This window comes from Halopelagius fulvigenes, assembly GCF_055398025.1.
On sequence record NZ_AP043846.1, the window covers coordinates 1,366,360 to 1,379,385 of the forward strand.

The window sequence follows — 13,026 nt, forward strand, 5'->3', positions numbered from 1 at the left end:
ATCCGAGATACGGGGCTACAGCGCCTCTTTGTACGCTTCCAGCGTCTCCTCTACGTCCTCCTCGGTGTGGGCGTAGGAGACGAACTGCGACTCGAACTGGTTCGCCGTGAGGAAGACGCCCCGCTCTTTCATCTCCTGCCAGAAGATGCGCTCCCAGCGTTCGGTTTCCGCGTTCGCCACGTCCGCGCCGTTCTTCGGGCAGTAGCCGTAGCGCGGGCAGGACTCCCGTTGGACGCACCCGGCCTCGCACGCGTCCGTCAGGTCGTCCGGGCCCTCGCGCGTGAAGATCGTCTTGAACATCGAGTCCGTGCCGACGACGGTGTAGGAGGGGGCGTTGTCCTCCACGATGTCGGTCAGGCCGCGCCGGAGCGTCTCCGCGAGGTCGTTCACGTAGTCGTAGACGCCGTTCTCCGCGGCGTACGTCAGGTAGGCGTGCCCCGCGGCCATCGTCACCGGGTGCCCCGAGAAGGTCCCCGACTGGAACACGTCGCCGGAGGGCGAGAACCGCTCTACGACGTCCGCGCGCCCGCCGATGGCGCCGACGGGGAACCCGCCGCCGATTATCTTCCCGAACGTCGTCACGTCGGGCGTGACGCCGAACTTCCCCTGCGCGCACTGCAGGCCGCCGACGCGGAAGCCCGTGATGACCTCGTCGAATATCAGAAGCGACCCGTGCTCGTCGGTCACCTCGCGGAGGTGTTCGAGGTAGCCCTCGACGGGGTGGACGATGCCCATGTTTCCGAGGATGGGCTCCGTGAGGACGGCGGCGATGTCGTCGCCGTACTCCTCGAACACCTCGTCTACGGCTTCGGGGTCGTTGAACGGCACCGGAACGGTGTGCTCGGCGAACGACGCGGGGATGCCCTTCGTACTCGGAGCGGTGTCGCCGGGTTCGCCCTCCACGAGGGTGGACTCCTGCGCGCCGTGATAGCCGCCCTCCATGACGACTATCTTGTCGCGGCCGGTGTACCCGCGGGCGAGGCGAACCGCGGACACCGTCGCCTCGGTGCCGGAGTTGACGAAGCGAATCTTCTCGACGCTCGGGACGTGCCGCGCGACGAACTCGGCGTGTTCGACCTCTATCTCGGTCGGCGCGCCGTACATCGGGCCGTCGGAGGCGTACGACTGCACCGCCGAGCGAACCGGGTCGGGCATGTCGTGGCCGTACAGCAACGGCCCGTAACCCATCACGTAGTCGATGTAGCGGTTCCCGTCGGCGTCTACGACGTGCGCGCCGTCGCCGCGTTCGACGAAGAACGGGTACGGTCGCACCGCGCGAACCGATGAGTTCACCCCGCCGGGCATCACCGAAAGCGCCCGGTCGTACAGGTCGCGGGACTCGTCGTGATTCATAAGCGGCGGTTCGGCCGGTGGCAAAAAGAAGTGCGGGGTTCGGAAGTCGACCTCGCCCGACCGGGACGTGCCGGACCGGTCGCGACTAGCCGACCCCGTACCGCTAACCTCCGCTCCCTAACTGTCAATATACATATTATAAACGGCTACTATACAGTCGGACTCAAGTCTAACTGCCTCATGGCGGACAAACAAGACAGTAAGAACGTAACAAACCGGAGAAACTTCATGCGGGCGGCGGGCGCCGCGGCGGTCGGTGCCTCCGCACCGCTTCTCGACGCGGACATCATCCGCGGCGTCAGCGCCGAGTCGGTGCGGAAGGGCGCCGTCGATTGGACGACGGACGGTGCCGACGGCGACGCGTTCCCGCTGTCGGTGGCGAGCGGCGGACCCACCGACTCCGGGGCCATCCTCTGGACGAAGCTCTCGGAGGGCGCACACTCCGATTCCGACCCCGTGTACGTCCGCGTGGGCTCCGACGAGTCGTTCTCGGAGACGGTGTACGAGGGGAAGATCGCGGCGGACTCGGTCACCCCCGACCACGACCGAGTCGTGAAGGTGGACGTAGACGGCGAACTCCCGAGCGACAGTCACCTCTACTTCCAGTTCCACCACGCCGGCGCGAACAGCCAGGTCGGCCGCTGTCGCACGCTCCCCGCGCCGGACGCGAGTCCCGACAGCGTGCGTCTCGCCGTCGTCACCTGCCAGTCGTATCAGGACGGCTACTACCCGGCGTACGGCTACATCGCGGAGGAGGACGTGGACTACCTCGTCCACCTCGGCGACCAGATATACGAGTACGCCGGCGACTCCGAACTCGAAGGGCGCTCCGTCGAACTCCCGAGCGGTCGCGACGTGGTGTGGAACTTGGAGGACTACCGGCACCTCTGGCAGACGTACCGCGGCGACGAGTTCTTCCAGCGGGCGCTGGCGCGCCACACGTTCATCCCGACGTGGGACGACCACGAGATAATCAACAACCGCTACTGGGACTACGAGAACCAGAACCCGTGGACGGACGACCACCCCAAGAGCGACGACCCCGAGTTCCTGACGGAACTGTTCGAGGCCGGGATTCGGGCGTGGTGGGAGTACAACCCCGCGCGCGTCCAGTACGACCCCGACGCGGACTCGCTTCTCGACCAGTTCCACCTGTGGCGCAGCGTCCGCTTCGGCGACCTGCTCGAACTGCCGGTCACCGACGAACGCCTGTTCAGTTCGCTCCCGCCGGGCGGCGACGCCGCCGGACAGCGCCAGTGGGGGACGCCGCCGAACGCGCCGGAGGCCGACGACGGCGACCGGACGCGACTCGGCTTCGAGCAGCGGAAGTGGCTCCTCGACACGCTGAAATCCACCGACGCGACGTGGAAGGCGTGGACGAACGAAGTCGCGCTCTCGCCGTTGTGGCTGGCGTTCGACGATAACGCGCAGTTCGGCCGCAACTACGACGCGTGGGACGGCTACCAGCACGAACGGGAGGAGATTCTCGGCCAGTTGGCGCACTTCGGCGTGGACAACTTCGTCGCGTTCACGGGCGACATGCACACCTACATGGTGTCGAACCTGCTGAACGACTGGGAGAGCGTCGAGAACCGCACGCCCGTCGTCCCCGAGGAGGAGAAGGTGGGAGTGGAGCTGATGACGCCCGCCATCTCCAGCAACTCCGGCACCTCCGACTTCTGGAGCGTTGGCGAGGAGATCGCTAAGGAGGAGGGTTCCGAGTCGCTGACGAACGAGCGGATGACCGAAGTCGTCCTCGAAGAGAACCCCCACGTGGAGTTCTTCAACGCCAAGTACAACGGCTACTCCGTCGCGGAGTTCACCCCCGACCACTGCACGTGGACGACGTACGCCGTGGACGACTTGGTGGACGACGCCGACGCCGCCCGCGACGTCCTCCGGAAGTACCGCGTCCCCGAGGGGAACGTCGAACTGGAACAGCTCGAAGCGACCGACTCGCCCGAGGGCTTCTCCGAGAAGTAACGACGCGACTCGGGGCGACTCGGGGCGACTCGGGAGCGTGTTCCCCGGCGCGCTACCGGTCGCCCCCCAGCCACCGGACGACGGCCGCCGTCTCCTCTTTTTCGTCGCCCGTCTCGGGCGCGTACCGTTCGACCGCCAACAGTCCGACGGCGTCGTTCACCGCGTGTACCGCGACGAGGACGGGCAGCGACCGAAACCAGAGGTACAGGAGCGTCGTCAGAAGCGCCGGCTGGGCGATGCGGGCGACGGCGTGGCGGTCCCACGTCTCCCCGTGGTGACCGAGCGTGAACGCCGCGAACGAGACGAACCCCGCGAGGGGGTAGCTGCCGGTGAGAGCGAGTAATCGCTCGACTGCGTACCCGTGGAACGCGAACTCCTCCGTCGCGCCCGCGGTGAACGCGACGAACAGTCGCTCCGGAACCGACAGCGAGGCGAACGACCGAATCCCTTCCACGAGGCTCTCGCCGCCGTCGCCCACCCGCGCCCACACGGGGGCCATCAGGAGGTTCGCCCCGAGTATCGCCGCGAGTCCGACGGTCACGTCGAGGAGGAACTCAGGGGCCGACCCGACGCGCCACCCGACGGACGCGAGCGTCTTCCCTTCGAGGGCGACGACGACCACGAGGACGGCCGGGACGACCCACTTCCAGAGGTGGTCCCGGAGTTCGCCGCCGCCGGTCAACCCGAGCGCTTCCCTCGCGCGGTCCAGCAACTCGAAGCCGACGAGGGCGACGACGAGTCCCGCGAGGGTGACCGGCGAGGCGTCCATACTCGGAGTTCGAACGAACCCCCGGTCTTTGCTCTTTTCGTCTTTCCGGTTCGCCCAACGCCGCGTCGAACGACCGGGTGAAGACTCGCGGACCGCCCGGGCCCCCTCTCGTCGGTAGATTTAACAATTGACGTAGAGCGCTCTCTACCGTAAAACGAACTTTACGTGAGGTGCGCTTTACGCACGACGATGACTTCCACAGAAAGAGACGGGAGATGAAGAACGACCTACGAACGCGGCGTGAACGCGCGAGCATGAGTCAGGCCGACCTCGCGGAGGCGGTCGGCGTCAGCAGACAGACGATAAACGCCATCGAGCGCGGACGGTACGACCCGTCGCTCGAACTCGCGTTCAAACTCGCGGCCCACTTCGGGTGTCGCATCGAGGACGTGTTCGAACCGGAGTTCGCCGACGGCGGACGGCGCGAAGAGGACGACTGACCCCGTCCGGTGCGCTCGCCCGGTGCGGTCGCTCGCGGCGCACTCGCGCGAAGAAGGTGACCGCCGAACCGCGGAAGAACCGGACGCTCAGACGGCGTCTCGGCCGGTCTTACCCGTGCGGACCTGCACGGCGTCGTCGACGGGCATGATGAACACCTTGCCGTCGCCCGGTTCGCCCGTCCGGGCGGCGTCGGCGATGGCGTCCGCCACGGTTTCGGCGGGGATGTCGGCGACGACGCACTCTATCTTGACCTTCTGGTGGAGGTCGACGGTGTACTCCTCGCCGCGCCACTGGCCCTTCTTGGCCGGCTGAGAGCCTCGGCCGGAGACGTTCGTCACCGTCAGCGACGGCGCGCCGACTTCCGCGAGCGCTCGCTTCACGTCGCCCAGCCTGTCCGGCCGGACGACGGCCGTTACCAGTCGAATCTCTCCGTCGTTGGGTACGTCTTCGCTCATGGGTACTCCTCGCGCTCCGCTTCCGTGAACACACCGCCGTCCGCGCGGACGCCGGCGTCCGATTCGGGGCGACCGAACTCGGGGCAGGTGTCTACGCCGTGCTCCGAGGTGTCGAGTCCCTCGCGCTCGTGTTCGCGCGTGACGCGCGCCTGTCCCGTCGCGCGGAAGACGCCGAAGACGGCCGCCGTCGCGGCGAACGTCCAGACGCCGATGACCGCGACGCCGACTATCTGCGGGACGGCCGCGCCGACGACCGAGGCGCTTCCGGACCAGACGCCCGTCGCGAAGACGGGGTACAGGAGCGCGCCCAGCACGCCCGCGGAGCCGTGAACCGGGAACACCGCGCAGACGTCGTCTATCTTCAGGCGCTTCTCGACGAACGAGAAGACGAGGGGCAGTTGGACGCCGCAGAGGAGGCCGACGACTATCGCGCCGGGCCAGACGATGGCGTCCGCGATGGACGTGACGCCGACGAGGCCGGCGAGCAGGCCGTTGGCGACGTACAGCGTGTCGACCTTTCCGGTCCGGTACACGGCCATGCCCGCCGCGCCGATTGCGCCCGCGGCCATGCCGAGGGTCGTCACGAGGGCGACGCGCCCGACGTAGGTGAACGCGCCGAGGGTCACCTCGCCGCTCTCGGTGAGGGCGAGGGGGGAGGCGGCGGTGCCGACGTTGAATCCGTACCAGCCGAACGCGAGGATCAGGGTGCCGAGGACGGCGAACGTCATCGAGTGACCGGGGATGACGTTCGCGCTCCCGTCGGCGTTGTAGCGGTCCATCCGCGGCCCGATTACCCACGCGGCGGTCAGGCCGGCGACGCCGCCCATCCCGTGGACTATCACGCCGCCCGCGAAGTCGTGAAAGCCCATCGCGCCGAGGAAGCCGCCGGCCCACGTGAAGCCGACGACGACGGGGTAGATGACCCCCGCCAAGAGGACGGTGTAGGCGACGTACGCGCGGAGTCTCGCGCGCCCGGCCACCGCGCCGGAGACGATGGTGGCGGCGGTCATCGCGAACACCGCGCCGAACAGCCAATCGACCCACGCCGACGTGGCTTCCGGCGCGTACAGGTCCGCGAACGCCCCGCCTACCGAGACGGACCCTCCGCCAGTCAGACCGCCGACGATAGTCGAGGCGGCGGCCCCGAGGAGGAAGTAGACGACGACGCCGACGCTCCACGTCAGCAGGTTCTTCGTCAACTGGTTCGCGACGTTCTTCGAGCGGACTTGGCCCGCCTCCAGCATCGCGAACCCCGCGTGCATGAAGAAGATGAGGAACGTGACCGTCAGCACCCACACGAGGTTCACGCCCTCCACCACCGCCGCGAGGTCGGTTTGGAGGGGAATCAACGCGCGATACCTCCGTCGAACTTCGTCGGTTCGGGTTTGGTTGGACGGTTGTACATTATTCTGGCGTATTCTCCGTCGTTCGTATCGGGGTTCACGGAAGTATCTGTGCTCACGATATCTTATAACGGTTAGTGTTGACAAACGTGTTTTTCGAAGCCGTATAATCGACGCTCGTCCGATATAAATGCGTGTACAAGAAATATAAGGTCGTACTTCGACCAGTTGCTGGACAAATGTTGCCAGACTTTTCGACGTACGTCCTCCCGGGAATCGGACAACGAGGCTCGTCCGAAATCGGCCGAGCGTCCGGCGTGCGCGCGAGACTCGGTTCGCCGGAACCCCGGAAACGCCGGACTTACAGGCGAGCGGCGACGTCCTCGGCGAAGTACGTGACGATGAGGTCCGCGCCCGCGCGCTTCATCGACACCAGCGACTCGTAAGCCGTCTCCTCTAAGTCGACCCACCCTTTCTCGGCGGCGGCGTGGAGCATCGCGTACTCGCCGGAGACGTTGTACGCCGCCACCGGGTGGTCGAACTCCTCGCGGACGGCCCGGACGATGTCGAGGTACGCGAGGGCGGGTTTCACCATCAGCACGTCCGCGCCCTGTTCGACGTCGAGTCGGACCTCCCGGAGTGCCTCGCGGGCGTTCGCAGGGTCCATCTGGTAGTGCCGCCGGTCGCCGAACGCCGGCGCGCCGTCGGCGGCGTCGCGGAACGGGCCGTAGAACGCGCTCTCGTACTTGGCGGCGTAGGACATGATGGGGACGCTCTCGAACCCGGCGTCGTCGAGTCCCTCCCGAATCGCGCCGACCATGCCGTCGGTCATCGAACTCGGCGCGACCATGTCCGCGCCCGCCTCGGCGTGCGAGACGGCTATCTTCGAGAGGAGGTCGAGCGTCTCGTCGTTGCGAACGGTGAGGTTCGGATCCTCGCGGGCGTGGTCCTCCAGAACCCCGCAGTGGCCGTGACTGGTGTACTCGCAGAGGCAGACGTCGGTGATGACGTAGGCGTCCGTCTCGGCGGTGATGCGTCGCGTCGCCTCCTGCACGACGCCGTCCTCCGCCCACGCGCGCGTCCCGCGTTCGTCCTTCGACTCGGGGATGCCGAACAGCATGACCGCCTCGACGCCCGTCTCCAGCACCTCCCTCACGCGCGCGACGGCCTCCGAGAGCGGAACCCGTTCGTGGCCGGGCATCGTCTCGATGGGGACGCGTTCGTCCGCCGTCGCGTCCACGAAGACGGGCGCGACGAGGTCCGTCGCCTCCAGTCGCGTCTCGCTGACGAGGGGTCGCACGCCGTCCGTGCGGAGTCTGCGCGGTCGGTCGCTGAGATTCATTACCGGTGGTTCGGTCCGACCGGGAAAAACCACATCGCTCTCGGTGCTGCGGCCGTCGGCCGGTTCTCACGCGGTGCGGCGAGCGAAAAGCGTTTGCCGACGACGGGGATAGTCGAAGTCGATGGACGCCCTGCCGGTACAAGTCGCGCAGATGCCCGCCGAACTGCAGGCGCTTTTGAACTCCCGGTGGGCCTACGTGGCGCTGTTCTGCGTCTTCGTCTTAGAGGGCGCGATGCTGATGTACTTCATGCCGAGCGAACTCGTCGTCCCTGCGGCGCTCGTTCTCCTCGGCGTCGACCAACTCGTCGGCGTCATCGCCGTCGCCGTCCTCGGAGCGACTCTCGGACAGTACGTCCTGTTCAAAGTCGCCCAACGCGGCGGCCGGGAGTACCTCCTCTCGAAGCGGTGGTTCAAGGTGAGCGAGGAGAAACTCGACCGGTTCGACGGCTGGTTCGACCGCTGGGGCCCGATAGTCGTCCCGGTGACCAACACCCTCCTGTTCACGCGCGGGATGATAACCGTCCCCGCCGGGTTCTCCGAGATGGACGACAAGAAGTTCGTCGTCCTCTCCGCGATAGGGACGCTCTCGTTCGAGTCGATTCTCGCGGCGCTCTACGTCTACTTCAACACGATGCTGTGAGGGTGACGCGGCGGGTCGGTGGGGTCGGGTCGGCTTCCTTCGGTATCGAGCGAGAGTCGTGAGACGAAGCTCACTCGGAGCGCTCGACGTCTACTCGACACCGATCGCGTCTCGTGAGACGAAGCTCACTCGGAGCGCTCGATGTCGATCTGCTCTCTCAGGGCGGCGAGTTCTTCTGAGTCGGCGAGTTCCTCCACTCGCTCTCGGAAGTGCCGCTCGCAGAGACCCACCTTTATTCCGTCTTTCTCGGCGGCGTACGCGGCCTCGCGGTCGCAGTCGTGGCACTTCATACGTGACCTTGGCTCTTCACCCGGTTTAACTCTACGCTCCCGGTTATCGGCGACGAGAGCGGTCGTCAGACGCCCGGCACGCGCGCGGCGAACGCCTCGAACGCGTCCCGCGGCGGCCCGGCGACGCCCAGCGTCTTCGTGTGCGCGTCGCTCCCGCCGGTGGCGAGGAGGCCGTTCCGCGCGACGTACTCGCCGAGGAGCGCCCTATCCTCTCGCTCCTTACTCGCCCCGCCGTAGGGGTAGAACCGCTCGACGGCGTCGAGTTCGGACGTGAGCTCCAGCGCCGACTCGGGGTCGGGGTACCGGAACGGGTGCGCGAGTCCGACGACGGCGCACGACTCCCGCAAGGCGGCGACGCCCGCCTCGAAGTCGGGGACCCACCGCGCGACGTAACACGGCCCGTCGTCGCCGATGAGGTGGTCGAACGCGCCCTGATAGTCGTACGGCGCGTCGCTCTCCTCGATGGCCCGCGCGACGTCCGGCCGACCGATTCCCTCGCGCAGTTCCACGTCGAGGGAGACGCCGAGGTGCGACTCCACCCGTTCGACGATTCGCCGCCCGCGGTCCTTCCGGTCGGCTTGGATCCGCTCCGTCAGGTCGCGTATCGCGGGGACGTCCTCGACGCCGTACCCGAGGAGGTCGACTCGCTGGTCGCCCGCGTCCGCGCGGAGTTCGATGCCGCGGACGACGGTCACCCCGTCGAGGGTCGTCACGGGCGCGTCGAGTTCCGGGTGCACCCTGTCGTGGTCGGTGACGGCCACCACGGGGACGCCGCCCTCCCGCGCCGCCGCCGGGAGTTCCGAGACGGTGAGCGTCCCGTCGGAGGCCGTCGTGTGGAGGTGCAGGTCTGCGACCGGCGTCGCGCCGTCGAACTCGCCGTTGCGGTCCCGTATCACGGTTCTTGCTCCGCCCGGCGGCGGCAAATCGCTTGCGTCTGTGCCCCCTCTCCACGTGCATTAATGTTCATTAAGGAATACAAGGAGACTTATCACCATCATGGAAAACCATTATAGTTCTTCCCCGGATTCGTCCGGGTGTAATGCGCCTGAACGGAACCGGCGATCTGATCGACGCCCACGAGTATCCCGCGACCACCGAAGAACTCGTCGAACAGTACGGCGAGCGCACCATCGAACTCCCGAACGGGTCCGAGACGCTCGCGGAGGTACTCGAACGCGCGGGTTCGGAGACCTACACCTGCGCGGACGACGCGCGGAACGCGGTGTTCTGCGGTCTCGGTCACGAGGCTATCGGTCGCCGGTACTACAGCGACCGAGACGTCTACACGCTCGGTGAGGACGGTCCCCAGCAGGTGTCCTTCTAAAACGGCAGTTCGAGGGGTACTCGCCCCTTCGTGTAGCCGTCCACGCGGCCGTCGGGCCGCGTCCGAAACACGACCGCCGGACGGTGGTGAACCTCCGGTTTCTCGCTTTTGACGGCCATCCAGTCGTCGTCCGGGAACGACGAGCAGTCCACGAACAGGACGACGCCGCCGCCGTGTTCCTGCAGTTGTCCGACCGACTTCGTCTCGGCCGTGTCGCGGACGGCGGCGACGCCGGTGCCCGCGCTTCGGCGGTTCGGCGGCAACGGCCGCGTCACCTCGACGAGGGTGCCCTCGCCGTCCTTCTCGACCCGGTAGTCGATGGCGTGGCCGGTCGAGACCGGAATCTCCGGTTCGAGGTCGTACCCGGCGTCGTGGAGCACCTTCGCCGCGTTGAACTCGCCCATGGCGGCCGTCATCCGCGTGAGGTCCAGGTACTCGGAGGTGCCGAGTTTCCCGGCCATCACCTCCCGGTCGTCGTCTAGGACGCCCGTCCGGAGGAACGACTCGAAGTATTCGAGGGCCTCCTCGGCCGTCGCGTCGGGGAACCCGGCGGCGTGCTCTTGGAAGAACGTCCGCGTCGTCTCCCGGCCGTCCTTCGAGAGGAAGACGGGCAGGAAGTACCACGAGAGGTGCGGGTACGGTTCGAGCCACGGCGACTCCTCGTGGAGTTGCGCCGTCAGTTCCTTCGTCGCCCACCGCGAGACGCCGTGCGGTACCTCGGCGAAGCCGTACTTCTCGGTCTTCCACAACGCCTGCGGCGTCTCCGTGTTTCCGAGCCAGTACGCCTCGTCGTCGTTCCACAGAAAGAGCGCCACGTCGCTGTTCTCCATCTCGAATCGGTGCCCCTCGAACGCGGAGGGGGGTTTGAACCACGGCGAGTTCATCGTCGCGCCGAGGTTTCGGTCGAGATCGTCGTAGACGTCCCGACGGACCCGCGATTGGGTCCATCGGCCGGGCGCGTGCCGGAAGCGAAGCGGGCGTGCCACACCTCCTATACGCGGTCGGCGGGTTTATCCGTTCCGCGTCCGCCGCGTAATCTTCGCCGATAATTATATATGATCTCGATTACCAAAGGTATGTTGTACCATGTCAATGGGGGCATACGACGAAGACGAACACGAGCGCCGTGAGCGAAAGAACGGGTCGGTCGACGCGGGGTTCGACGACGAACGCACCGTCTACCACGGGAAGGTAGAGTACGACTCGGGGGACTCCGCGGAGGCCCTCTTAGATCAGTTCCGCAAGATGAAGGACGAGTGAGCGCTCTTTTCCCCTCACGCGATTCGTAGCGACGCCGCCGCCGCCGCGGAGACGACGGAGACGGCGACGACGTGCCCGCCGACCGCGAGGAGCAACGCCGGTCGGTCGGCGACGAACGGCAGGACGGCCAGTTGCGAGAGGCCGAACAGGACGTTCCACGCGTCCACGCGGCGCAACGCCGCTGCCGTCTCCTCGTCGAACGCGTACTTCCGGGACCGCCACGCGGCGACGACGGCGGCCCACCACGAGGTGCCGATGCGGTAACAGAGGTCCCACAGCACCAGGAGCATCAGGTAGACGGCGACGACGGGCGGTTCCGGCCCGAACAGCGATTCGACGAGGGGGGTCGCCGCCCGCCGCGGTTCGAAGACGAACAGGTGCGTCACGAGGGCGACGAACGCGAGGACGCCGAGGACGACTTCGATGCTCGACCCGAACAGCATCCGCCCATAGGCGTCCGGTAGGTCGAGGCGACGCGTCGTCCGGCCCATCCGGAGCATCACGACGCTTCCGACGGCGGCGACGGCCACCGCGACGGTGCCCGGCAGGACGGCGTTCCAGAGGTCGTACACCCACGCGAACGCCACCACCCCGACCTCGAAGATGCCCAACTGGATGGCTATCGCCTGCCCGTCGGTGAGGCGGACGCCCGGAAGCGCGCCGACGATGCTCTCGTACACCCACGCCTCGCCGTACTCCGTCTGCGCGGCGGGTCGGTCCTCCGGGGACCCCTCGTCCATCTACCGGTCCACCGCGTTCGACCCCGAGTCGGCGGCCGTCCCTTCGTCGGCGTCCTCGCCGAACGGCGGCGCGATGTCGGGGTTCTCCCCGTCCCCCTCGTCCGCGCCCGCTTCGTCCCCCGCGTCGGCCGGCGGTCCGAGGGCGTTCTCCACCGCCTCGTCGAACGGCGTGAGATCGACCGAGACATGCTCTCTGATGCTGTCGTCGTGGACGACAACTTCGTTCTTCAGGCCCTCGATGAGGGGCCGCGCCACGGAGGGGGAGATGTCCGTCACCAGCCCGACCCAGTACGACGAGAGGCCGGGCGACAGCACCGGAATCTCGATTAGCCGGGGGCGGCGGCCGAGGTGTTCGCCGACGCGTTCGAGCATCTCGCCGTACGTCAGCACGTCCGGGCCGCCGATCTCGTACGTCTCGCCCGCCGTCTCGGGTGCGTCGAGGACGCCGACGAGGTACGCCACCACGTCGGAGATGGCGATCGGTTGGCACGGCGTCGCCACCCACCGCGGCGTCAGCATCACCGGCAGGCGGGCGGCCAGTTGCCGGACCGTCTCGAACCCGGCACTCCCGTCGCCGATGACGATGGCCGCCCGGAGCGTCGTCAACTCGTAGTCGCCCTCGTCGAGGATGTGCTCCACCTCCCGGCGCGAACGGAGGTGCGGCGAGAGCCTGTCGCGTTCCTCGCCGAGTCCGCCGAGGTAGAGTACTCGCTCCACCCCGGCGTCGGACGCCGCCCGCGAGAAGTTCCGCGCACCGAGTCTGTCCTGCCGTTCGAAGTCCTCGCCGGACGCCATCGAGTGGACGAGGTAGTACGCGGCGTCCACGTCGAGCGCAGACTCGAACGTGCCCGCTTCGAGGACGTCGCCCTCGACGATTCGAACGTCCTCGGGGCCGTCGTAGTGGTCGGCGTCGCGGGTGAGAACGGTCACGTCGTGGCCGGCGTCGAGGAGGGCGGGGACGAGGTTGCTTCCGACGAACCCCGTCGCTCCCGTGACGAGTACGCGCATGGCTCTGGATGCGGCTCCGACGCTGTTAACGCTTCCCGCCGCGCGTCTCGCCGCTCTCCCCGCCGTCGTCCCCCGCGC

General features: G+C 67.4%; 15 protein-coding genes. 5 read left to right on the forward strand and 10 right to left on the reverse strand.

Annotated elements, in window-relative coordinates; all coding sequences use genetic code 11:
• Positions 1-15: 15 nt before the first annotated feature.
• Positions 16-1,353, reverse strand: a complete 1,338-nt coding sequence (gene hemL / locus ACZ522_RS11595) for a glutamate-1-semialdehyde 2,1-aminomutase (protein WP_379699380.1) — start codon at positions 1,351-1,353, stop codon at positions 16-18.
• A 228-nt stretch (positions 1,354-1,581) separates the two neighbouring features.
• Here hemL and ACZ522_RS11600 point away from each other — a divergent pair, with 228 nt between their 5' ends.
• Positions 1,582-3,336, forward strand: coding sequence for an alkaline phosphatase D family protein (locus ACZ522_RS11600; protein ID WP_379699377.1), 1,755 nt, complete (start codon positions 1,582-1,584; stop codon positions 3,334-3,336).
• A 52-nt stretch (positions 3,337-3,388) separates the two neighbouring features.
• Here ACZ522_RS11600 and ACZ522_RS11605 read toward each other — a convergent pair whose 3' ends face one another.
• On the reverse strand, positions 3,389-4,105 hold the full coding sequence (locus ACZ522_RS11605; RefSeq protein WP_379699375.1) for a CPBP family glutamic-type intramembrane protease: 717 nt from the start codon (positions 4,103-4,105) through the stop codon (positions 3,389-3,391).
• A 215-nt stretch (positions 4,106-4,320) separates the two neighbouring features.
• Between ACZ522_RS11605 and ACZ522_RS11610 the strand changes: the two genes are divergently transcribed.
• Positions 4,321-4,545 (forward strand): helix-turn-helix transcriptional regulator, encoded by a 225-nt coding sequence (locus ACZ522_RS11610; protein ID WP_379699373.1) that lies wholly within the window; start codon positions 4,321-4,323, stop codon positions 4,543-4,545.
• 87 nt (positions 4,546-4,632) lie between these two features.
• Here ACZ522_RS11610 and ACZ522_RS11615 read toward each other — a convergent pair whose 3' ends face one another.
• The 3 genes from ACZ522_RS11615 to hemB all read right to left on the reverse strand — a co-directional run bounded on the left by ACZ522_RS11615 (position 4,633) and on the right by hemB (position 7,686).
• On the reverse strand, positions 4,633-5,001 hold the full coding sequence (locus ACZ522_RS11615) for a P-II family nitrogen regulator (protein ID WP_379699371.1): 369 nt from the start codon (positions 4,999-5,001) through the stop codon (positions 4,633-4,635).
• Positions 4,998-6,350, reverse strand: a complete 1,353-nt coding sequence (locus tag ACZ522_RS11620; protein ID WP_379699369.1) for an ammonium transporter — start codon at positions 6,348-6,350, stop codon at positions 4,998-5,000. The genes ACZ522_RS11615 and ACZ522_RS11620 overlap by 4 nt, the downstream gene beginning before the upstream one ends.
• Positions 6,351-6,705: 355 nt before the next feature.
• Complete coding sequence (hemB, locus tag ACZ522_RS11625) at positions 6,706-7,686, reverse strand: porphobilinogen synthase (protein ID WP_379699367.1); 981 nt, start codon at positions 7,684-7,686, stop codon at positions 6,706-6,708.
• 121 nt (positions 7,687-7,807) lie between these two features.
• Between hemB and ACZ522_RS11630 the strand changes: the two genes are divergently transcribed.
• The gene (locus tag ACZ522_RS11630; protein ID WP_379699365.1) at positions 7,808-8,326 is read left to right on the forward strand and encodes a DedA family protein; all 519 of its coding nucleotides are present in this window, start codon (positions 7,808-7,810) and stop codon (positions 8,324-8,326) included.
• Between the two features lie 125 nt (positions 8,327-8,451).
• Here ACZ522_RS11630 and ACZ522_RS11635 read toward each other — a convergent pair whose 3' ends face one another.
• Positions 8,452-8,616, reverse strand: a complete 165-nt coding sequence (locus ACZ522_RS11635; protein ID WP_379699363.1) for a DUF6757 family protein — start codon at positions 8,614-8,616, stop codon at positions 8,452-8,454.
• A gap of 65 nt (positions 8,617-8,681) precedes the next feature.
• Positions 8,682-9,512 carry a PHP domain-containing protein gene (locus ACZ522_RS11640; RefSeq protein WP_379699361.1) on the reverse strand — a complete coding sequence of 277 codons (831 nt, stop codon included), beginning with the start codon at positions 9,510-9,512 and terminating at the stop codon, positions 8,682-8,684.
• A 143-nt stretch (positions 9,513-9,655) separates the two neighbouring features.
• Between ACZ522_RS11640 and ACZ522_RS11645 the strand changes: the two genes are divergently transcribed.
• Positions 9,656-9,940 carry a DUF5789 family protein gene (locus ACZ522_RS11645; protein WP_379699359.1) on the forward strand — a complete coding sequence of 95 codons (285 nt, stop codon included), beginning with the start codon at positions 9,656-9,658 and terminating at the stop codon, positions 9,938-9,940.
• On the opposite strand, the gene ACZ522_RS11650 is transcribed toward ACZ522_RS11645, so the two are convergent.
• Positions 9,937-10,926 (reverse strand): DUF5784 family protein, encoded by a 990-nt coding sequence (locus ACZ522_RS11650; RefSeq protein WP_379699356.1) that lies wholly within the window; start codon positions 10,924-10,926, stop codon positions 9,937-9,939. The genes ACZ522_RS11645 and ACZ522_RS11650 overlap by 4 nt on opposite strands.
• A 100-nt stretch (positions 10,927-11,026) precedes the next feature.
• Here ACZ522_RS11650 and ACZ522_RS11655 point away from each other — a divergent pair, with 100 nt between their 5' ends.
• A complete protein-coding gene (locus ACZ522_RS11655; RefSeq protein ID WP_379699354.1) occupies positions 11,027-11,200 on the forward strand; it encodes a DUF5786 family protein in 174 nt (57 codons plus the stop codon).
• Between the two features lie 14 nt (positions 11,201-11,214).
• Here the strand turns inward: ACZ522_RS11655 and ACZ522_RS11660 are convergent, their stop codons facing one another.
• Both ACZ522_RS11660 and ACZ522_RS11665 read right to left on the reverse strand, forming a co-directional pair.
• Complete coding sequence (locus tag ACZ522_RS11660; protein WP_379699352.1) at positions 11,215-11,940, reverse strand: DUF7530 family protein; 726 nt, start codon at positions 11,938-11,940, stop codon at positions 11,215-11,217.
• A complete protein-coding gene (locus ACZ522_RS11665) occupies positions 11,941-12,948 on the reverse strand; it encodes an NAD(P)H-binding protein (protein WP_379699350.1) in 1,008 nt (335 codons plus the stop codon).
• Positions 12,949-13,026 lie beyond the last annotated feature (78 nt).

Excerpts from the sequence above, each read along its gene's own strand:
- hemL (WP_379699380.1), bottom strand. The coding sequence starts at position 1,353 with ATGAATCACGACGAGTCCCGCGACCTGTACGACCGGGCGCTTTCGGTG.
- ACZ522_RS11600 (WP_379699377.1), top strand. The coding sequence starts at position 1,582 with ATGCGGGCGGCGGGCGCCGCGGCGGTCGGTGCCTCCGCACCGCTTCTC.
- ACZ522_RS11605 (WP_379699375.1), bottom strand. The coding sequence starts at position 4,105 with ATGGACGCCTCGCCGGTCACCCTCGCGGGACTCGTCGTCGCCCTCGTC.
- ACZ522_RS11610 (WP_379699373.1), top strand. The coding sequence starts at position 4,321 with ATGAAGAACGACCTACGAACGCGGCGTGAACGCGCGAGCATGAGTCAG.
- ACZ522_RS11615 (WP_379699371.1), bottom strand. The coding sequence starts at position 5,001 with ATGAGCGAAGACGTACCCAACGACGGAGAGATTCGACTGGTAACGGCC.
- hemB (WP_379699367.1), bottom strand. The coding sequence starts at position 7,686 with ATGAATCTCAGCGACCGACCGCGCAGACTCCGCACGGACGGCGTGCGA.
- ACZ522_RS11630 (WP_379699365.1), top strand. The coding sequence starts at position 7,808 with ATGGACGCCCTGCCGGTACAAGTCGCGCAGATGCCCGCCGAACTGCAG.
- ACZ522_RS11635 (WP_379699363.1), bottom strand. The coding sequence starts at position 8,616 with ATGAAGTGCCACGACTGCGACCGCGAGGCCGCGTACGCCGCCGAGAAA.
- ACZ522_RS11645 (WP_379699359.1), top strand. The coding sequence starts at position 9,656 with ATGCGCCTGAACGGAACCGGCGATCTGATCGACGCCCACGAGTATCCC.
- ACZ522_RS11655 (WP_379699354.1), top strand. The coding sequence starts at position 11,027 with ATGTCAATGGGGGCATACGACGAAGACGAACACGAGCGCCGTGAGCGA.
- ACZ522_RS11660 (WP_379699352.1), bottom strand. The coding sequence starts at position 11,940 with ATGGACGAGGGGTCCCCGGAGGACCGACCCGCCGCGCAGACGGAGTAC.
- ACZ522_RS11665 (WP_379699350.1), bottom strand. The coding sequence starts at position 12,948 with ATGCGCGTACTCGTCACGGGAGCGACGGGGTTCGTCGGAAGCAACCTC.